This window comes from Citrobacter sp. Marseille-Q6884, assembly GCF_945906775.1.
In the GTDB taxonomy this organism is placed as follows: domain Bacteria; phylum Pseudomonadota; class Gammaproteobacteria; order Enterobacterales; family Enterobacteriaceae; genus Citrobacter.
Genome location: NZ_CAMDRE010000002.1, coordinates 1,161,769 through 1,180,694 on the forward strand (window position 1 = coordinate 1,161,769; position 18,926 = coordinate 1,180,694).

The following is an 18,926-nucleotide window of genomic DNA, read 5'->3' on the forward strand; positions in this document are numbered from 1 at the left end:
GATTCAACATGGCACAGCTTTCGTTGCAACATATTCAAAAAATCTACGATAACCAGGTGCATGTCGTTAAAGACTTTAATCTGGAAATTGAAGACAAAGAGTTCATCGTTTTTGTAGGCCCATCCGGCTGCGGTAAATCCACTACGCTGCGTATGATCGCCGGTCTGGAAGAGATCAGCGGCGGCGACCTGCTGATTGACGGCAAGCGGATGAACGATGTGCCCGCGAAATCGCGCAACATTGCGATGGTTTTTCAGAACTACGCGTTGTATCCGCACATGACCGTCTACGACAACATGGCGTTTGGCCTGAAAATGCAGAAGATTGAACCTGCTGTTATCGAAGAGCGGGTGAACTGGGCGGCGCAAATTCTCGGTCTTCGCGAGTACCTGAAGCGTAAACCGGGGGCGCTGTCAGGCGGACAGCGCCAGCGTGTGGCGCTTGGCCGTGCGATCGTGCGTGAAGCCGGGGTCTTCCTGATGGATGAACCCTTATCCAACCTCGATGCCAAATTGCGTGTTCAGATGCGAGCAGAAATCAGTAAGCTGCATCAGAAACTCAATACCACCATGATATATGTGACGCATGATCAAACTGAAGCGATGACAATGGCAACGCGCATTGTGATTATGAAGGATGGCATTATTCAACAGGTTGGCGCACCGAAAACAGTTTATAACCATCCGGCGAATATGTTTGTGGCCGGATTTATTGGTTCACCAGCGATGAATTTTATTCGCGGCGCGATTGACGGTGATAAGTTTGTTACAGAAACGCTGAAATTAACGATTCCACAAGATAAGTTAAATGTATTAAAAGCACAGGGCTATGAACATCACGCGGTAACACTGGGTATTCGCCCTGAGGATATTCATCCGCAGTCTTGTAATGAAAATAGTGTACCTGCAAAAATTAGCGTAGCGGAATTAACCGGCGCTGAATTTATGCTTTATACCATTGTTGGGGGGCATGAGTTGGTGGTCCGTGCCGGGGCAATGAATGATTATCACGCAGGAGAAAATATCACCATTCATTTTGATATGGCGAAATGCCATTTCTTTGATGCTGAAACCGAAGTTGCTATTCAATAATTATTCCGGGGGATAACCATCCCCCAGGTTTGGTGCGTTTTGAGAGTATTTTAACAAGGAATAAAAATGAAAACCCTACTGTCCTCTACTGCGCTAATGATGTGCGCAGGAATGGCCTGCGCGCAGGCCGCTGAAAATAAAGACTGGAATTTTAATATTGGAGCCATGTATGAAGTAGAAAACGTGGAAGGCTATGGCGAAGATATGGATGGACTGGCCGAACCGTCTGTTTATTTCAATGCTTCCAATGGCCCGTGGAAAATCTCCATCGCATATTATCAGGAAGGGCCGGTTGATTACAGCGAAGGTAAACGTGGTACCTGGTTTGACCGTCCTGAACTGGAAGTTCGCTATCAGTTTCTTGAAAGTGATGATGTTAATTTCGGTTTAACAGGTGGTTTTCGTAATTACGGCTATCACTATGTGAATGAAGAAGGTAAAGACACCGCGAATATGCAGCGCTGGAAAGTGCAACCGGACTGGGACGTTAAACTTACCGACGATTTGCGTTTTAGTGGCTGGCTGGCGATGTTCCAGTTCGTTAATGATTTAAGTACCACCGGTTATGCAGACAGTCGCGTCGAAACTGAAACCGGTTTGAATTATACCTTTAACGAAACGGTGGGCTTAACGGTAAATTACTATCTTGAGCGTGGTTTTAATATCGATAAATCACGTAATAATGGTGAGTTTTCCACGCAGGAAATCCGTGCTTATTTACCGCTGTCATTTGGCAATACCACCTTGACGCCATACACCCGTCTCGGTCTCGACCGCTGGTCTAACTGGGACTGGCAGGATGATACGGAACGCGAAGGTCATGACTTCAACCGTCTGGGCTTGCTGTACGCGTACGATTTCCAGAATGGAATATCGATGTCGCTGGAATATGCCTATGAATGGGAAAACCATGACGAAGGTGAGAGTGACCGGTTCCATTACGCAGGCATTGGCGTTAACTACGCATTCTAAAACGCGCTGGGGCATGATCATGCCCCAGTTTTTACACCAGAGATTCAGCCAGCGATATTTGGGTTTTTACGGTAATATCCTGAAGTCCTTTTTCTCCCGCAATCAGACTGAAGAGCAAATTACAACTTTGCTCCCCCAGTTGCTGCGTGGGAACATCAATTCCCCCCGGAACCGGTGTCAGCATAAAAGACAATAATTCATTACTGTAGCCAACAATGGCAAGTTGTTGCGGAATGTTAATATCTTTTTCGGCTGCAACACGATATAAGCTCATTAATTTTAAGCTGTCGGTGGCAAATACTGCATCGGGTAAAGGCTGTTGACTGAGTAATTTTCGCGAGGCGAGTAGCGCTGTTTCATGGGTATATCCACCATCAACTATCCATTCGTCGCGTATTTCAATGTTATGTGCTTGCAGGCTGGCTTTATAACCATTTACACGGTCAATAGAAACATGCACATCAAGCGGCGCATGCAAGCAGGCGATATTGTGATGACCGCTGTCGATGAGCGCGTTTGTCAGCGTTATGCTGTCGCGGAGATTATCCGTATCGACTGAATAGACGTTCGAGTAGTCACCTTCAACTTTACCAATGACCACCACGGGAACGTTGTATTTATTCAACCGCGCAAAAAAAGATTCATCCGCAGGCGAACTCAGCATAATAATGCCTTTGATCAATTTTTGCTTAATTTTACTTTCACATTTCTGAAGATCATCTTCAGTGCTTCGTGATGTCTGTAATATGACATCAAATCCCACTTCCTCGGCTTTTGCAGTAATCGCATGCAAAACTTCTGAGAAAAATGGATTACCTGCCGTGGTTTTTGCTGAACGGGTTGAGATCACCATTATTGCATCAAACCCGGAGGAGGTAAGTGCACGAGCCAGTTTATTCGGTTGATACTCTAACTCATCAATTGCACGCAGGACTTTTTCTCGCGCTTCTGGCGAGATGTTGGTTTGCTTATTAAGCACGCGCGATACCGTGGATTTTGATACACCCGCGACTCGCGCAATATCATAAATGGTAGGAGACATCGATCCCAAGCTCCGTCCGAGAGTCAATGGGGCACATATTATGGAGTTAAGTGGCGAATGACAACAATATCGGAATGCTGACAAGAAAATTAAAGCGCTTTGTGAACGAGCACATTGTCAGGGGAACAATCTGCTCAGTTCGCACCTATGATGATAATGTGATCGCAATATTTTCTTAAGATCTGACGTATAGTCTTTCTTCAATTCAGCAACCAGCCAGGATGAAAATATGTTGAAAAAAGGGGTATTAGCTTTAGCGTTGGTCATCGGCATGCCGGTTTTTGCGGCCGAGCATTGGATAGATGTCCGTGTTCCTGATCAATACCAGCAGGAGCATGTCCAGGGCGCCGTCAACATTCCTTTGAAGGATCTCAAAGCGAAAATCGCAGCTGAAGTGCCTGATAAAACAGACACGGTGAAGCTGTACTGCAACTCAGGACGGCAATCAGGACAGGCGAAAGATATGCTGACGGAGATGGGCTACACGCAGGTGACAAACGAAGGTGGCATCAAAAGTATCAATCTTCCGAAAGTAGAAAATAAATAATCCGCCCGGTTCCTTCTGTCACAGGCGGCATACATGATGTCGCCTGATACACCTCAGGTAGTTGATAAATAAGAATTGCCCCCTATCTTTACTTCCTGTTTGTTATAATTTCTTCGGTTCCTTCAGCATAACGGGATGGCGATGAAGCGACTTAAAAATGAACTCAATTCGCTGGTGAATCGCGGTGTGGACCGGCATCTGCGTCTGGCTGTCACCGGGCTTAGCCGCAGCGGTAAGACGGCGTTTATCACCGCGATGGTGAACCAGTTACTTAATATTCATGCGGGGGCACGTTTGCCGCTGCTCAGTGCGGTGCGAGAAGAGCGTTTGCTCGGCGTTAAACGGGTTCCACAGCGCGATTTTGGCATTCCACGCTTTACCTATGATGAAGGGCTGGCGCAGTTGTATGGCTCTCCACCGACCTGGCCTACGCCAACGCGGGGGGTGAGTGAAATTCGCCTGGCGCTGCGTTACAAATCCAATGACTCACTGCTGCGTCACTTTAAAGATACCTCCACGCTGTATCTGGAAATCGTGGATTATCCGGGCGAGTGGTTGCTTGACCTTCCTATGCTGGCGCAGGATTACCTGAGCTGGTCGCGGCAAATGACCGGATTGCTGCAGGGGCAACGGGCGGAATGGTCAGAGAAATGGCGGCAGTTAAGCCAGGGATTAGACCCATTAGCGCCTGCGGATGAAAATCGTCTGGCGGAGATTGCCGCCGCCTGGACGGATTATCTGCACCAGTGTAAGCAACAGGGGCTCCACTTTATTCAGCCTGGACGTTTTGTCCTGCCGGGCGATATGGCAGGCGCACCCGCGCTGCAATTCTTCCCGTGGCCTGATGTTGATGCGTATGGCGAATCTAAACTGGCGCAAGCGGATAAACACACCAACGCCGGGATGCTACGCGACAGGTTTAATTATTACTGTGAAAAAGTGGTGAAGGGATTTTATAAGAATCACTTCCTGCGCTTTGACCGCCAGATTGTGCTGGTCGATTGTCTGCAACCGCTCAATAGCGGGCCACAGGCCTTTAACGATATGCGACTGGCATTAACGCAACTGATGCAAAGTTTCCATTATGGCCAACGCACACTGTTTCGCCGGCTTTTCTCGCCGGTTATCGACAAGCTGTTGTTTGCCGCCACCAAGGCCGATCACGTCACGATCGATCAGCACGCCAATATGGTGTCATTGCTGCAACAACTGATTCAGGACGCGTGGCAGAACGCCGCGTTTGAAGGCATCAGTATGGATTGCCTGGGCCTGGCATCGGTGCAGGCAACCACCAGCGGCCTGATTGATGTAAAAGGGGAGAAGATCCCGGCACTGCGTGGGAATCGCCTGAGTGACGGCGCGCCGCTGACCGTGTATCCCGGCGAAGTCCCCGCGCGTTTACCTGGACAGGCATTTTGGGATAGCCAGGGTTTTCAGTTTGAAGCGTTTCGCCCGCAGGTCATGGATGTGGATAAACCGTTACCCCATATTCGTCTGGACGCCGCGCTGGAGTTTTTAATAGGAGATAAATTGCGATGAGCGAGCCGTTAAAACCGCGTATCGATTTCTCAGGGCCGCTGGAGGTGGAAAAGAATCCGCCATTTAAAGCGCAACAGATGTTTAACGAAACCCAGGCGCAGACGTTTTCTCCGGCGGCAGTGGATGAACCACTGGAAGACGAAGGGCAGGCGGAGGCCGTCATTGATGCTGCTTTGCGTCCCAAACGCAGCCTGTGGCGCAAAATGGTGATGGGCGGGCTGGCGCTGTTTGGTGTCAGCGTCGTTGCTCAGGGCGTACAGTGGACAATGAATGCCTGGCAGACTCAGGACTGGGTCGCGCTGGGAGGCTGCGCAGCAGGGGCGCTGATTATCGGCGCGGGTGTGGGGTCGGTGGCGACCGAATGGCGCCGCCTGTGGCGTTTACGCCAGCGAGCGCATGAGCGCGACGAAGCGCGAGATTTACTGCATAGCCACGGTAACGGAAAAGGGCGTGCCTTTTGTGAAAAGCTGGCGCAGCAGGCGGGAATCGATCAGTCTCATCCGGCACTACAGCGCTGGTATGCCTCAATTCACGAAACACAAAACGATCGGGAAGTGGTGAGTCTGTATGCCCACCTGGTGCAACCGGTGCTGGATGCGCAGGCACGACGCGAAATCAGCCGTTCAGCGGCGGAATCTACGTTGATGATTGCCGTCAGTCCACTGGCGCTGGTGGATATGGCGTTTATCGCCTGGCGAAATTTGCGTTTGATTAACCGCATTGCGACGCTGTATGGCATTGAACTGGGGTATTACAGTCGCTTACGTTTGTTTCGTCTGGTGCTGTTGAATATCGCCTTTGCCGGAGCCAGTGAGCTGGTTCGGGAAGTGGGTATGGACTGGATGTCGCAGGATCTGGCGGCCAGATTATCCACCCGCGCCGCGCAAGGCATTGGCGCGGGGCTGTTAACAGCGCGCCTGGGTATTAAAGCGATGGAGTTATGTCGTCCGCTCCCCTGGATAGACAATGATAAACCCCGACTTGGCGATTTCCGCCGTCAGCTGATTGGCCAGGTTAAAGAGACCTTACAAAAGAACGCATCTCCGCGCGAAAGTTAAGCAAAATTGGGCGTTGATCGTATAACTTTACGGCGCAGCGCCCAATTTTCCAGCGTGCTGTCAATATTTGTTGACAGAGTCCTTCCTGCTAACGAAATACTGGCTTATCATCTAACACATGATCCCTTGTTTAGGTGAAGGTTCCCATGCGTCTGGAAGTCTTTTGTGAAGACCGACTTGGTCTGACTCGCGAACTACTCGATTTACTGGTGCTTCGAAGCATTGATTTACGCGGTATCGAGATTGATCCCATCGGGCGAATTTACCTTAATTTTGCGGAACTGGAGTTCACCAACTTCAGCAGCCTGATGGCTGAAATCCGCCGTATATCAGGGGTTACGGATGTGCGAACCGTACCCTGGATGCCTTCTGAACGCGAGCATCTGGCGCTTAGCGCACTGCTCGAAGCGCTGCCTGAACCCGTCCTCTCATTGGACATGAAAAGCAAAGTGGAGATGGCGAACCCCGCGAGTTGCCAGCTCTTTGCCCACTCTCAGGAGCGCATGCGCAACCACACGGCCGCGCAGTTGATCAATGGATTTAACTTTCAGCGATGGCTGGAAAGTAACCCGCAGGATTCCCATAGCGAACACGTCGTCATTAACGGACAAAATTTCCTGATGGAGATTACGCCGGTCCATTTGCAGGGCGAAGACAACGAACAGATGCTGACCGGTGCGGTGGTGATGCTGCGCTCCACCATCCGTATGGGACGTCAGCTGCAAAACATGACCACACAGGATCTGAGCGCATTTAGTCAGATTATCGCCGTCAGCGCCAAAATGAAGCACGTCGTCGAACAGGCGCGTAAGTTAGCGATGCTGAGTGCGCCGCTGCTGATTACCGGTAATACCGGGACGGGTAAAGATCTCTTTGCACATGCCTGCCACCTTGCGAGCCCACGTGCGGCGAAACCGTATCTGGCGCTGAACTGCGCGTCGATTCCTGAAGATGCCGTTGAGAGCGAGCTATTCGGTCATGCGCCGGAAGGTAAAAAAGGCTTTTTCGAGCAGGCCAATGGCGGCTCGGTACTGTTGGATGAGATTGGCGAAATGTCGCCGCGCATGCAGACGAAATTGCTGCGTTTTCTGAATGACGGAACCTTCCGTCGCGTTGGCGAAGATCACGAGGTTCACGTGGATGTGCGCGTGATTTGCGCGACGCAGAAGAACCTGGTCGAGCTGGTGCAGAAAGGACTTTTCCGTGAAGATCTCTATTACCGGCTGAATGTGTTAACCCTGAACCTGCCGCCGCTGCGCGATTGTCCGCAAGACATTATGCCGCTTACCGAGCTGTTTGTGGCGCGGTTCGCTGACGAACAGGGCGTGCCACGGCCGAAACTTTCTGCCGATCTCAGCACTGTGCTAACCCGCTACGGTTGGCCGGGCAACGTACGCCAGCTGAAAAATGCTATCTACCGGGCGCTAACCCAACTGGAAGGGTATGAACTGCGTCCGCAGGATATTCTGTTGCCGGATTATGATGCGGCGACGGTCGCGGTTGGAGAAGAGGTCATGGAAGGGTCGCTGGATGAAATTACCAGCCGATTTGAACGTTCTGTGTTGACGCAGCTGTATCTGAATTATCCCAGCACGCGCAAACTGGCCAAACGGTTGGGCGTTTCACATACCGCGATAGCCAATAAATTGCGTGAGTATGGTCTGAGCCAACAGAAAAAAAGCGAAGAGTAGCAAGATAAATGAGAATGCCTCCATCCGGAGGCATTCTTGTCTTTAACGCGAATCAGGCTTTCAGTACGTTCAGCGCTGCAGCGTAGTCTGGCTCGTTGGTAATTTCATTAACCAGCTCGCTGTGAATGATGTTGTCATTTTCATCAATAACGACCACGGCACGCGCAGCCAGGCCTTTCAGTGGGCCTTCAGCGATTTCAACGCCGTAGTTTTTCAGGAATTCAGCGTTGCGCAGGGTGGACAGCGTGATAACGTTGCTCAGACCTTCCGCGCCGCAGAAACGAGAGTGGGCGAATGGCAGGTCGGCGGAAATGCACAGTACGACGGTGTTGTCGATTTCTGTCGCCAGTTGGTTAAACTTACGTACCGATGCCGCACAGACGCCGGTATCGATGCTTGGGAAAATATTCAGCACTTTGCGCTTGCCTGCGAACTGGCCCAGCGTAACGTCAGACAGGTCTTTAGCCACAAGGGTAAAAGCCTGAGCTTTGCTTCCAGCCTGAGGAATAGAGCCGGCGACTGCAACCGGGTTGCCCTGGAAATGAACGGTTTGTGACATGGTTATCTTCCTGTTTACATATAGTTAACGTCGGGGCTAGTTTATGCCATCAACAGTTAACACAGCAAACGCTATTTGCGGATATCCGCTTCCGGGACTGCATAAAGGAAAACAAATGAGATCAGTTAAGGTATATGAGGAAGCCTGGCCGTTACACACGCCTTTTGTGATTGCCCGTGGGAGCCGAACGGAAGCGCACGTTGTGGTGGTTGAACTCGAGGAGAACGGCGTGAAGGGGGTGGGAGAATGTACGCCTTATCCGCGCTATGGTGAAAGTGACGCGTCGGTTCTGGCACAAATCATGAGCATTACCCCGCAACTGGAACGCGGACTGACGCGCGAGGAATTACAAAAGCTGTTACCTGCAGGCGCGGCGCGTAATGCCGTTGACTGTGCGTTGTGGGATTTGAGTGCCCGGCAACAGCAACAAACGCTGGCAGAGCTTATCGGTACTGAACTCGACTCGACAATAACCACGGCGCAAACGGTGGTGATCGGTACACCGGAGCAGATGGCCGCGAGTGCACTGGCATTGTGGCAGAACGGGGCGACATTGCTGAAAGTTAAACTGGATGCGCATTTGATCAGCGAACGAATGGTCGCTATCCGTTCCGCTGTCCCCGAAGCCACGCTCATTGTCGATGCCAATGAATCCTGGCGTGCTGAAGGTCTGGCCGCCCGTTGTCAGCTACTGGCCGACTTAGGCGTTGCGATGCTGGAGCAACCGCTGCCGGCGCAGGATGATGCAGCCCTGGAGAATTTTGTTCACCCGTTGCCCATCTGTGCCGATGAGAGTTGCCATACCCGCAGTAGCCTGAAAGCGCTGCGCGGGCGATATGAAATGGTGAATATCAAGCTGGATAAAACAGGCGGGCTGACGGAAGCACTGGCGCTGGCGACAGAAGCCCGTGAACAGGGCTTTGCTCTGATGCTGGGATGCATGCTGTGTACATCCCGGGCTATCAGTGCGGCATTACCGCTGACGCCGCAGGTGAGTTTTGCCGACCTGGATGGTCCAACCTGGCTGGCGAATGACGCGCAGCCAGCCCTGCATTTTACGACCGGACTGCTCCATCTCTAGGGTGCCAGCGCAGGAGATTGGCCATCGCTAACAGGTATTTTTCGCTGGCTTCATCCGACGAGATCGGCGGAAACTCAGCGGTGATGCAGTGTAAGTTCAGGTCTGCGCACCAGCTCCCAAAAGAGCCGGGTGTTTCATAACCCACGCTGGTCACCAGAGGTAATTCGAACGACTGCGCCAGCCATTCACCTAATTCACTGTGTCTGGGATCCTCAATACAGGCCAAAGGGTCGTGAAAAGAAACCACCCAGGCGGGATGAATACGGTGAATAAGCTGGCACAACGCCTGGGTTTCTGGCTCGGAACCCGGGTGTTCGCCCGTCAGTAAAACCACATCGCGTTCTTCGGCGCTGCTGTTCCAGCGGTATACCGTTTCGCCCGCCTTCCAGTTTGCAGCCGGAAAATTACGGTTAAGATCAATGCCGTTCGCATTCGCACGTAGGCCAAGCTGGCAGCCGTCAGGGTTCACCGCCAGCACCACATGGTGGCGACGCAGGGAAGGGTTAAGCGTACGTAATGCGCAGGATAGTGTGACCACGGATGCGTTTTCGTCCCCGTGAGTGCCTGCCAGGATGAGCCCGCTTTCGCGATCGGCCGCCGGTGCGGGAAACCAGATTAACGGTGCGCCCAGCAGTGAACGTCCATAATGTTCAGTTCCAGGGGGAAATGCGCCGCGTTCGGCACGGGGACGGGTAACGGTCATAGTCTTCTCAGAAAGCATAGATTGTTACTCGCAGTGTTGTGCAAAATGTATGGATAATCAAATCGTTTTCACACACTTATCTTTTCAGGTGTAATATCACTTTCTTGTCGGAAGTTAATTGCATTTCCTGCTGGCGATACAAATAATTACACATTCACTTAATGGCCGGATCTGAGGGTATTTTATGAGGCATTCTGTTTCAGTAACCTGTTGTGCGCTGTTGGTTAGCAGCATTTCTTTATCGCATGCTGCGGATGTTCCCAGCGGAACGGTACTGGCAGAGAAGCAAGAACTGGTGCGTCATATCAAAGACGAACCGGCGTCGCTGGATCCGGCAAAGGCCGTCGGACTGCCTGAAATTCAGGTTATCCGCGATCTCTTCGAAGGACTGGTCAATCAGAATGAGAAGGGTGAAATCATTCCGGGCGTAGCCACACAGTGGAAAAGTAACGATAACCGTGTCTGGACCTTTACGCTGCGCAATAATGCAAAATGGGCTGATGGGTCGCCGGTGACGGCGCAGGATTTTGTCTACAGCTGGCAGCGCCTGGTCGATCCGAAAACACTTTCCCCCTTTGCCTGGTTTGCTGCGCTCGCAGGAATCAATAATGCCCAGGCGATCATCGACGGCAAAGCCACGCCTGATAAGTTGGGTGTCAGCGCGGTCGATGCGCATACGCTGAAAATCCAGCTGGATAAACCGTTACCCTGGTTTGCGAATCTGACGGCGAATTTTGCGTTTTATCCGGTACAAAAAGCCAATGTTGAGAGCGGTAAAGAGTGGACTAAACCGGGCAACCTGATCGGTAACGGCGCCTATGTGTTGAAAGATCGTGTGGTTAACGAAAAACTGGAAGTCGTGCCAAATACGCATTATTGGGACAACGCGAAAACAGTAATACAAAAAGTGACGTTCCTGCCTATTAACCAGGAATCAGCCGCGACGAAACGCTACCTTGCTGGCGATATTGATATCACGGAATCTTTCCCTAAAAACATGTATCAGAAACTGTTGAAGGATATTCCGGGTCAGGTTTATACGCCGCCGCAACTTGGCACTTACTATTACGCGTTTAATACCCAGAAAGGACCGACGGCAGACTCGCGTGTACGACTGGCGCTGAGCATGACAATCGATCGTCGCCTGATGGCTGAAAAAGTGTTGGGTACGGGTGAAAAACCGGCCTGGCATTTTACGCCAGATGTGACGGCGGGCTTTACACCGGAACCCTCTCCGTTTGAGCACATGAGTCAGGAAGAGCTTAATGCTCAGGCGAAAACGCTGCTCCGCGCCGCAGGTTATGGTCCGCAGAAACCACTGAAACTGACGCTGCTCTATAATACCTCAGAGAATCACCAGAAAATTGCTATTGCCGTTGCGTCTATGTGGAAGAAAAACCTTGGTGTTGATGTGAAGTTGCAAAATCAGGAATGGAAAACCTATATCGACAGCCGTAATACCGGTAATTTCGATGTGATCCGCGCTTCCTGGGTGGGGGATTACAATGAACCGTCTACGTTCCTGTCGTTATTAACATCGACCCATACAGGCAATATTTCCCGGTTTAATAACCCTGCTTATGACAAAGTGTTGACTCAGGCCACCATGGAGAATACTGAAAAAGCACGTAATGCAGATTACAACGCGGCAGAAAAAATTCTGATGGAGCAGGCTCCTATCGCGCCGATATATCAGTACACCAATGGACGTTTAATTAAGCCATGGCTGAAAGGGTACCCGATTATGAACCCTGAAGATGTGGCGTATAGTCGTACTATGTATATTGTGAAGCACTAACACGTCTTAACGCTGGTGCGGATTTTCGCGCCAGCGTCTTCTGTTATTCCTCCGGGGGTTGATGCTCCCGGCAAATCAACATCGCATCATCCTCACTCAATGGCTCTTTTGTCAGATTACAAAATCCCTGGCCATTTATTTTTTGATGAAACCGGCAACTGTGGCAGAGACCAAAACCTGGCACATTGTGGGTTCTTTGGATTTCTCTTAGCAATTCGAACAGCAACGTTTTAAGCGTGTTCGCCCGTTCACCCATTGCTGACTCACCTGCCACCAAAAATGTGGGAGGAAGCAGGGCATCCAGCAGCGAATTGGCCGATTCCGTTAACTGTAGATGGACGCTGCGTTTGTCGCGGGCATCTTGAGTTCGTACAACCAAACCTTTTGTTTCCAGCAGTTTGAGCGATTGTGACACGGTTCCTTTGGTGAGCCCGAGATAGTCCGTCACGCCGAGCGGTGTATTGGAATAGCGGTTACAACGCGCGAGATACATTAACGCGCTGAGCTGAACCGGCTGAAGATCCGCCAGTAAGGGATGTTGGCGAAACCACATTCTCGTCAGGCTGGAAAGTCTGTCCAGTACATCGAAAAGTGACATGTCGTGCATAAAGAAATCCTCCTCGACATATAGTATCGATTAAAAACTACATTGACAAAGCTTAAAACTGACGTACTATGAATTATAGTATCGAATCGATACTATAATTCAAAAAGGAGATATACCATGACAACTGCCCGTTTTTATCATGCCGGCTGCCCGGTCTGTGTTTCCGCAGAAGAGGCATTGCTGCAATACCTGTCACCCGAAGTGAAAATCGACGTTATTCACCTTGGAGAGCAACCCGATCGAGTGACAGAGGCTGAACTGGCTGGAGTGAAGTCTGTTCCGGCGCTCGTGATTGATGGCAATGTATTGCATATCAACTTTGGTGCATCGATTGATGCGCTGAAATAAGCATTGCGTTCGGGAAGTCGCCTCGGCTATTTCCCGAACCTGTGAGTGATGGAGGGGAGATGAAATGAGTTACACAGATAAGTATTTTCCCATCGATTGCGATCTGCATGATTATCTGGAGATCGCTTGTCTGTACCGTTACATGCTGCGAATTGAGCTTGTCGATAGCACTTGTTTTGATGCCAAAGCATTGACGACGTGCAGCACCGAGGACAAAGCAGAATATCTGGTCGTTCAAAAAGGCGATAATCAACAGAAAATCCGCCTGGATTACCTGTCAGCCATCACTGTATTGACAGCAGGGGCGACATTTAACACAGTGATCTTTAATAGGGACATGTAACGACACGGCATTAAACGGTGTAAATACGAATATCGTGCGCCTCAAAGGCGGTTCCATACTCTTTGCTGATATTCTCCTCTACGACGATGACATCAATATTGTTGCTTTCGGTGACGATGTAGCGAGCAACTGCCGGAATTTTGTCTGCCGTCAGTGCGACGATGGTTTCGTTACACTGCTTAATGACGGCTTTTTTGAACTCACAATCGGCGTAATCAAACCCTGTCAGTCCTGACTCGGGCGCCATCGCACATCCCCCAATAAATCCCTGGTCAAAGAGAATGCCCTGCAATTGAGATATCGCTGAAGTGCCCACGCAGCCACCTGACGAGCGCTGCACCTGACCGCCGAGAATGATGACGTCGAACAGCGGCTTTTTTAGCAGAACCGCAGCAATTTCAGGGGAATTTGTGACAACGGTGAGCGCCAGTTCTGCGGGCAAGGCTTCCGCCATCGCCAGATTGGTGCTACCAGAATCGATGAATATACAGCTCCCGGATTTTACCAGCCGGGCACATCGTTGCGCGATACTGCTCTTTTTCGCCTTATTAATATTCTTGCGAACGGCGATGTCTTCCGAGACGGGCAACGAAATAACGGCGCCACCATAAACCTTTTTGCATACCCCATCTTTACTCAGTTCATGTAAATCTCGCCGGATTGTATGCTCTGAAACCCCCAGACGGCTGGCAAGTTCAGAACAGATTACTCTGCCGTTCTCCTGAAGGATCTGATAAATCAGCGCTTGTCGCTGTTCCGGGAATGCAGCGTAATCGAGCATAAGAACTCCTGGTAAAATAAAGATCGAGCAATACCACTCATAATCGTGCATTATGAGTGGGACTGTCAACGCCCCGCGATGGTGGGGCTGATTATTATCATAAACGCGTGGAGGTTCGTTATGAAAGTTGCCCATGTGGCGTTGTGGACGCAGGATCTCGAGCGGCAGGCTCATTTCTGGGTGACGTTTTTTGGTGCAGAGATTAACGAAAAATACTGCAGTAAAACGAATCCAGGCTTTGAGTCTTACTTCGTCAACGTTGGGGACGGTATCGCGATTGAATTAATGACCAAACCAGGGCTGACACAGAGTACACCGGATAATAACACCACCGGTTGGGTACACCTGGCTATTGCTGTTGGCGGCGCGGAGAAGGTTGATGAAATAGCGGGACGCGCACAAGAGCAGGGCATCTTAGTTTCAGTCCCACGTACTACTGGAGATGGATATTACGAAGCGGTCATACGCGATCCTGACGGTAATTTAATTGAGATTGTCGCGTGATTTTCGCTCGAACCGGTGAAAACTCACCACCCTGAATGGTGAGCAAATAAGACGCGAAATCTCGCGTCTTATTTTCTTTAGCGGTTAGCAGGTTGGGTTGCGGTGTCTTCCATATACAACGTCTGGCTGGGGAAGGCAAAGTCAGCGCCATGCGACTGGACGATAGCAATAATCTTTAAATAGACATCTTGCTGTACCGCAAGCCACTCCTGCCACACGGTGGTTTTGGTAAAACAATAGACCATGATATTCAGTGAGGAATCTGCAAAGGCGTTAAAATAGACCAGCAGGGTCTGCTTCTGGTCGATACCGGGATGAGCTTGCAACATCTGCCTGACCGATTCGACAACAGCGCCTATTTTATCAGCATCTTCATAACGTAACCCGATCACCGTTTTTATACGGCGGTTACTCATCCGGCCTGGGTTTTCAACACTAATGGATGAAAATATCGAGTTCGGCACATACAGTGGCCGATGATCAAAGGTATTTATTTTGGTCATTCTCCAGCCAATTTCGGTGACTGTACCTTCGATATTTCTATCCGGGGAACGGATCCAGTCGCCTATACTGAACGGTCTGTCGAAATAAAGCATAATGCCAGAGAAGAAATTGCTCAGGATATCTTTCCCGGCCATACCAACAGCAATACCACCGATACCACCAAACGTGAGCAGACCGGATAAGCTCATACCAAAATGTTCGCCGTACAGTAAAACGATGGCGACAACGATAGTGATCTTAATAATCCGCGACAGGATCCGGGCACTGGTGATATCTCTGCCTTTGTTGATCTGGGTTCTTTCAAACTGGTTGATAAGCAGAAAGAGTTTGATAGTCAGGATCAACGCAATCAACGAGGTGCAGAGAAAATCCACAACACTCGGGGAGATAAATTTTAGCTTGTAGCTTTCGATAACGTTATTGGTGATGCTACCTAATGTGCCAATGATAATGGCATAGACAAAAAATTGTGCCGCATGGAATATAAATCCTTTTTTGCCGTTGGCGTAGCGATGAAACCAGACGCTCATCAGAACTAATGCGGCGCAGCAACTGAGAATGACTGTCAGATTAAACGCATTATTGATAAAAAGTTCAGCAATCATGATTCTCCCTGGCGACTCCGTGTTAGCAAAATATGATCTGAGATTGCCACTTCAGATATTTTACCCAGTTCAGGCGGTCAGGTCATTAATCAAAAGGAGAGAGAAATAAGACAATCAGCGTTATTTTCCGGCGAATAATGCTAACGTCAACCTCGCAGAGAGTTTTATGTAGCAGACAGTGAGCTTATGTCATGGTATTGTTGCTGCAAAGTAACAGGTTTTTCATCTGCAAACGAAAAGGACGATACTATGATCATGGCTAAGCTGAAGACAGCGAAGGGAAAAAAATTTCTGTTGTGCCTGCTCGGCGTGTTTATCATCGCCGCATCGGTGGTCACGCGAGCCACCATTGGCGGGGTAATCGAGCAGTATGACATTCCGCTTTCCGACTGGACAGCCTCCATGTATGCCATTCAATCTGCAATGATTTGCGTCTACAGCATGGTGTTTACCATTCTGCTGGCGATCCCGCTTGGGATCTATTTCCTTGGGGGAGAGGAGAAGCACTAAGCGTTATTCATGCCGGATGACATCGCCACCCGGCATGTTTTCTACTGCGCGGTTAATCGTCTTCTTCGTCGTCCAGTTCGACCGGAGACTGGTACTGATCGGGTTTAATCACCAGCAAGTCACAGCGCAGATGGTCGATGACCTGTTCTGCGGTATTCCCAAGAAATGCAGCTGAAATCCCGGTGCGTCCAACGGTCCCCAGGACCACAATACCTGCCTGCAAATGCTCCGCTAAATCAGGAATAACCTCTTCAGGCAGCCCTTTTTCAACGTGGGTGACGTTCTCATCAATACTGAATTTCTGACGCAGCGCCTTCATGGCCAGCAGGTGTTGCCCGCGGATCGCATCGTTATAAACGCTGGGGTCAAATTCAGGAAGTTCAATCGCGATGTTGATGGGGGTTACTGGGTAAGCGCCTACCAGATGCACTTCAGTATGGTTAACCTGATCGGCGAGCTGGAGCGTTTCTTTGACCAGTTTTTCGTTCAGGGCGTTGTGATACGCTTCTTCACTGGCGAGGTTCACCGCAACCAGCGCTTTACCGCCTTCTGGCCAGGGTTGATCTTTGACCATCCAGACCGGGCATGGACATTTACGTAACAAATGCCAGTCAGTCGGGGTGAAGATAACGGCTTCCAGACGATCATGTTGGTGCGCCATCTTGAGGACCAGGTCATGCTTAGCACTGATAACTTCCTGGATAATGGCTTCAAAAGGACGGTTGTGCCAGACCACTTTTATATCTACAGGAATACCTGCTTCGATATAGTATTTCGCTTGTTCACGTATCCACGCAGTTCTCTGACTGATAACCCCCTGACGCATTGCCGTACGCTCATCTGGCGACAGCAGGGTAGTCATTTCGTAGGAAAAATCGTAGATCGGCAAAAAGGCTTTAATTGTGCCACCAATCCGTTGATGCAAATAAACAGCTCGCCGTAATGCTGGTTGATCATCCTGGTTCGGATCGATGACTACCAGCATGTTTTGATACATAGCCATACAGGGTCTCCTTACAACTGTCACCGCAGTTTGTAATTAAAAGAGTAACCCAATAATGGGGATTGAAACAGGGGAGAACCTCTTACCAGATCAATAAATCAGGAAAATCTATAGTTTTTATTGGCATCCCGCTAAAACTAAACGATTTTTCTCAGTATTTGTGCCCCTTTTGGGCGTTCTGGGAGCAACGCTGTCGGTATACGGTTATTGAGTATACTGATCTGATCCTGGCTCATATCACCAATCCATTTTGAATAGACTTCGTAAACCCTACGCGCATTTTCGTGTCCAATCTGACTGCCGATATTAAGTTTTAAAGCCAGCGGTCTTAGTATGGCTGAAAAACTCTAAAAATAGGTGCTGGGGTAATCAGGGTGCTGAGAATCCATTTGCTACTACTATTTCTGCCTTAGTCAGTACCCGTCCTACAGAATAGTTTGATTCTCTTCAAACTTTTAATTATCACATAGACCTTCTGATTACCGTCTTATCGGAGGATATCGCAGGGTGTGATGTCCAAAATTGTGACCCATCCCTCCCAAACCCCGTATTTCTTCCTGGCTGAGCCCAATTTTCTGATACTTCGCTGCCTGCAAATTGGTTTTTTTCTCACCGCTTAATGGTACTAACCTGCGCTTATACAGATACAAAGGGCACTTGTTATGACAAATGAAATTATTGCTAAAGCGAATATCGAGCTGCAAATCAGGGCGCTGGACTGGCGGCACTCCATACAACTTGCCGGGGATTTGCTGACTAAAAATGGTTACACAACAAATGATTACACTTTAGAAATGATCCTCGCGGTGGAGGATCTTGGTCCTTATATCGTGGTCGCGCCAGGTATCGCGCTGGCACATTCCCGACCGGCGACCAGTGTCATTAAAACCGGTCTAAGCCTTATTACACTCGCGGAACCCGTTCCTTTCGGCAGCGAAGAGAACGATCCTGTGGATATCGTTTTCGGCCTTTGCGCCACCGACAACGCCAGCCACATCCTGATTATCTCCCGCCTGGTTGAATACCTTGATGATGAAGTAAACCTCGAATTTTTAAGATGCTGTACCGACGTCTATGACGTCTGGCGCGCGATTAATCGTATTGACCAAGGAGTTTGAAAATGAAAATTGTCTGCGTATGCGGTATGGGCCTGGGTTCCAGCGTGATTGCCAAAATGAACATTGAGCAGGTGCTGAAGAAAATGGATATCTCTGCCACTGTCGATACCTGTGATTTGGGCAGCGTGCGCAGCGTGCATGCTGATTTGTATGTCACCACCCGTGAGTTGGCCGCGAATATGCCTGCCGAAGTGCAAAGTAAAACTATTGTGCTGACCAACTTTGTTCGCAAAGTTGAAATCGAAAGCAGCATCGGCGATTACCTCAAAAAACATGTCTAACAGACCGCCCTGGGGGGAACCACAATGAAAGAGATTGTCGGTTTTATTATTTTCCAACTGCTCGATAAAGCCCCGGTGTTTCTCGGGCTTATCGCAATGATTGGTTTGATTCTTCAGGGGAAGAAAACCAGCGAAGTGATTGATGGGACGGTGAAAACCATCATCGGCCTGCTGGTCATCACAGTGGGTTCAGGCACATTGCTAAAATCACTGACGCCAGTGATGGAAAACTAAACAGTAC

22 protein-coding genes are annotated in these 18,926 nt (G+C 49.8%); 15 read left to right on the top strand and 7 right to left on the bottom strand.

All coding sequences use genetic code 11. The features are described from left to right. Positions 1 to 8: 8 nt before the first annotated feature. Positions 9 to 1,091: an ABC transporter ATP-binding protein gene (locus tag N7268_RS20800; RefSeq protein ID WP_260864287.1), complete on the top strand. Its 1,083-nt coding sequence runs from the start codon at positions 9 to 11 to the stop codon at positions 1,089 to 1,091. Between the two features lie 66 nt (positions 1,092 to 1,157). Further along, positions 1,158 to 2,063 (top strand): OmpG family monomeric porin, encoded by a 906-nt coding sequence (locus tag N7268_RS20805; protein WP_198904079.1) that lies wholly within the window; start codon positions 1,158 to 1,160, stop codon positions 2,061 to 2,063. A 31-nt stretch (positions 2,064 to 2,094) separates the two neighbouring features. On the opposite strand, the gene N7268_RS20810 is transcribed toward N7268_RS20805, so the two are convergent. Continuing rightward, a complete protein-coding gene (locus N7268_RS20810) occupies positions 2,095 to 3,105 on the bottom strand; it encodes a LacI family DNA-binding transcriptional regulator (RefSeq protein WP_260864288.1) in 1,011 nt (336 codons plus the stop codon). Between the two features lie 229 nt (positions 3,106 to 3,334). On the opposite strand from N7268_RS20810, the gene pspE reads away from it, so the two are divergent. The 4 genes from pspE (at position 3,335) to tyrR (ending at position 7,940) form a co-directional block, all read left to right on the top strand. After that, the gene (pspE, locus tag N7268_RS20815) at positions 3,335 to 3,652 is read left to right on the top strand and encodes a thiosulfate sulfurtransferase PspE (protein ID WP_260864289.1); all 318 of its coding nucleotides are present in this window, start codon (positions 3,335 to 3,337) and stop codon (positions 3,650 to 3,652) included. A gap of 141 nt (positions 3,653 to 3,793) precedes the next feature. Further along, positions 3,794 to 5,191 carry a YcjX family protein gene (locus tag N7268_RS20820; RefSeq protein ID WP_260864290.1) on the top strand — a complete coding sequence of 466 codons (1,398 nt, stop codon included), beginning with the start codon at positions 3,794 to 3,796 and terminating at the stop codon, positions 5,189 to 5,191. Further along, positions 5,188 to 6,249 (top strand): YcjF family protein, encoded by a 1,062-nt coding sequence (locus N7268_RS20825; protein ID WP_260864291.1) that lies wholly within the window; start codon positions 5,188 to 5,190, stop codon positions 6,247 to 6,249. The genes N7268_RS20820 and N7268_RS20825 overlap by 4 nt, the downstream gene beginning before the upstream one ends. 146 nt (positions 6,250 to 6,395) lie before the next feature. Beyond that, positions 6,396 to 7,940: a transcriptional regulator TyrR gene (tyrR, locus tag N7268_RS20830; protein ID WP_260864292.1), complete on the top strand. Its 1,545-nt coding sequence runs from the start codon at positions 6,396 to 6,398 to the stop codon at positions 7,938 to 7,940. A 52-nt stretch (positions 7,941 to 7,992) separates the two neighbouring features. Here tyrR and tpx read toward each other — a convergent pair whose 3' ends face one another. Beyond that, the gene (gene tpx / locus N7268_RS20835; protein ID WP_260864293.1) at positions 7,993 to 8,499 is read right to left on the bottom strand and encodes a thiol peroxidase; all 507 of its coding nucleotides are present in this window, start codon (positions 8,497 to 8,499) and stop codon (positions 7,993 to 7,995) included. 115 nt (positions 8,500 to 8,614) lie between these two features. On the opposite strand from tpx, the gene ycjG reads away from it, so the two are divergent. Then, entirely contained in the window at positions 8,615 to 9,580 is a 966-nt protein-coding gene (gene ycjG / locus N7268_RS20840; RefSeq protein WP_260864294.1) for an L-Ala-D/L-Glu epimerase, read from the top strand. Here the strand turns inward: ycjG and mpaA are convergent. Then, a complete protein-coding gene (mpaA, locus tag N7268_RS20845) occupies positions 9,555 to 10,283 on the bottom strand; it encodes a murein tripeptide amidase MpaA (protein WP_260864295.1) in 729 nt (242 codons plus the stop codon). The genes ycjG and mpaA overlap by 26 nt on opposite strands. Positions 10,284 to 10,467: 184 nt before the next feature. Between mpaA and mppA the strand changes: the two genes are divergently transcribed. After that, positions 10,468 to 12,081: a murein tripeptide ABC transporter substrate-binding protein MppA gene (gene mppA, locus N7268_RS20850; protein ID WP_260864296.1), complete on the top strand. Its 1,614-nt coding sequence runs from the start codon at positions 10,468 to 10,470 to the stop codon at positions 12,079 to 12,081. Positions 12,082 to 12,124: 43 nt separating this feature from the next. On the opposite strand, the gene N7268_RS20855 is transcribed toward mppA, so the two are convergent. Continuing rightward, entirely contained in the window at positions 12,125 to 12,688 is a 564-nt protein-coding gene (locus N7268_RS20855) for a MarR family winged helix-turn-helix transcriptional regulator (protein WP_198904089.1), read from the bottom strand. 117 nt (positions 12,689 to 12,805) lie between these two features. Between N7268_RS20855 and N7268_RS20860 the strand changes: the two genes are divergently transcribed. Continuing rightward, positions 12,806 to 13,036, top strand: coding sequence for a glutaredoxin domain-containing protein (locus N7268_RS20860; protein ID WP_198904090.1), 231 nt, complete (start codon positions 12,806 to 12,808; stop codon positions 13,034 to 13,036). 64 nt (positions 13,037 to 13,100) lie between these two features. Beyond that, positions 13,101 to 13,379 (top strand): Rho-binding antiterminator, encoded by a 279-nt coding sequence (locus N7268_RS20865; RefSeq protein ID WP_260864297.1) that lies wholly within the window; start codon positions 13,101 to 13,103, stop codon positions 13,377 to 13,379. Between the two features lie 10 nt (positions 13,380 to 13,389). Here N7268_RS20865 and N7268_RS20870 read toward each other — a convergent pair whose 3' ends face one another. Then, a complete protein-coding gene (locus N7268_RS20870; protein ID WP_260864298.1) occupies positions 13,390 to 14,160 on the bottom strand; it encodes a DeoR/GlpR family DNA-binding transcription regulator in 771 nt (256 codons plus the stop codon). Positions 14,161 to 14,280: 120 nt separating this feature from the next. Between N7268_RS20870 and N7268_RS20875 the strand changes: the two genes are divergently transcribed. Beyond that, complete coding sequence (locus N7268_RS20875; protein ID WP_260864299.1) at positions 14,281 to 14,664, top strand: VOC family protein; 384 nt, start codon at positions 14,281 to 14,283, stop codon at positions 14,662 to 14,664. Positions 14,665 to 14,741: 77 nt separating this feature from the next. Here N7268_RS20875 and N7268_RS20880 read toward each other — a convergent pair whose 3' ends face one another. After that, complete coding sequence (locus tag N7268_RS20880; RefSeq protein ID WP_260864300.1) at positions 14,742 to 15,773, bottom strand: mechanosensitive ion channel family protein; 1,032 nt, start codon at positions 15,771 to 15,773, stop codon at positions 14,742 to 14,744. 249 nt (positions 15,774 to 16,022) lie between these two features. Between N7268_RS20880 and N7268_RS20885 the strand changes: the two genes are divergently transcribed. Beyond that, positions 16,023 to 16,283, top strand: coding sequence for a DUF2534 family protein (locus N7268_RS20885; RefSeq protein ID WP_260864301.1), 261 nt, complete (start codon positions 16,023 to 16,025; stop codon positions 16,281 to 16,283). 52 nt (positions 16,284 to 16,335) lie between these two features. Here N7268_RS20885 and uspE read toward each other — a convergent pair whose 3' ends face one another. Beyond that, complete coding sequence (uspE, locus tag N7268_RS20890; RefSeq protein WP_260864302.1) at positions 16,336 to 17,286, bottom strand: universal stress protein UspE; 951 nt, start codon at positions 17,284 to 17,286, stop codon at positions 16,336 to 16,338. Positions 17,287 to 17,948: 662 nt separating this feature from the next. Here uspE and N7268_RS20900 point away from each other — a divergent pair. From N7268_RS20900 to N7268_RS20910, 3 genes are read left to right on the top strand one after another with little or no spacing between them, the layout of a single operon-like run. After that, positions 17,949 to 18,404, top strand: a complete 456-nt coding sequence (locus N7268_RS20900) for a PTS sugar transporter subunit IIA (RefSeq protein WP_260864303.1) — start codon at positions 17,949 to 17,951, stop codon at positions 18,402 to 18,404. A 2-nt stretch (positions 18,405 to 18,406) separates the two neighbouring features. After that, on the top strand, positions 18,407 to 18,685 hold the full coding sequence (locus tag N7268_RS20905; RefSeq protein ID WP_260864304.1) for a PTS sugar transporter subunit IIB: 279 nt from the start codon (positions 18,407 to 18,409) through the stop codon (positions 18,683 to 18,685). Between the two features lie 24 nt (positions 18,686 to 18,709). After that, positions 18,710 to 18,919, top strand: coding sequence for a PTS transporter subunit IIC (locus N7268_RS20910; protein ID WP_260864305.1), 210 nt, complete (start codon positions 18,710 to 18,712; stop codon positions 18,917 to 18,919). The last annotated feature ends 7 nt before the right edge of the window (positions 18,920 to 18,926 follow it).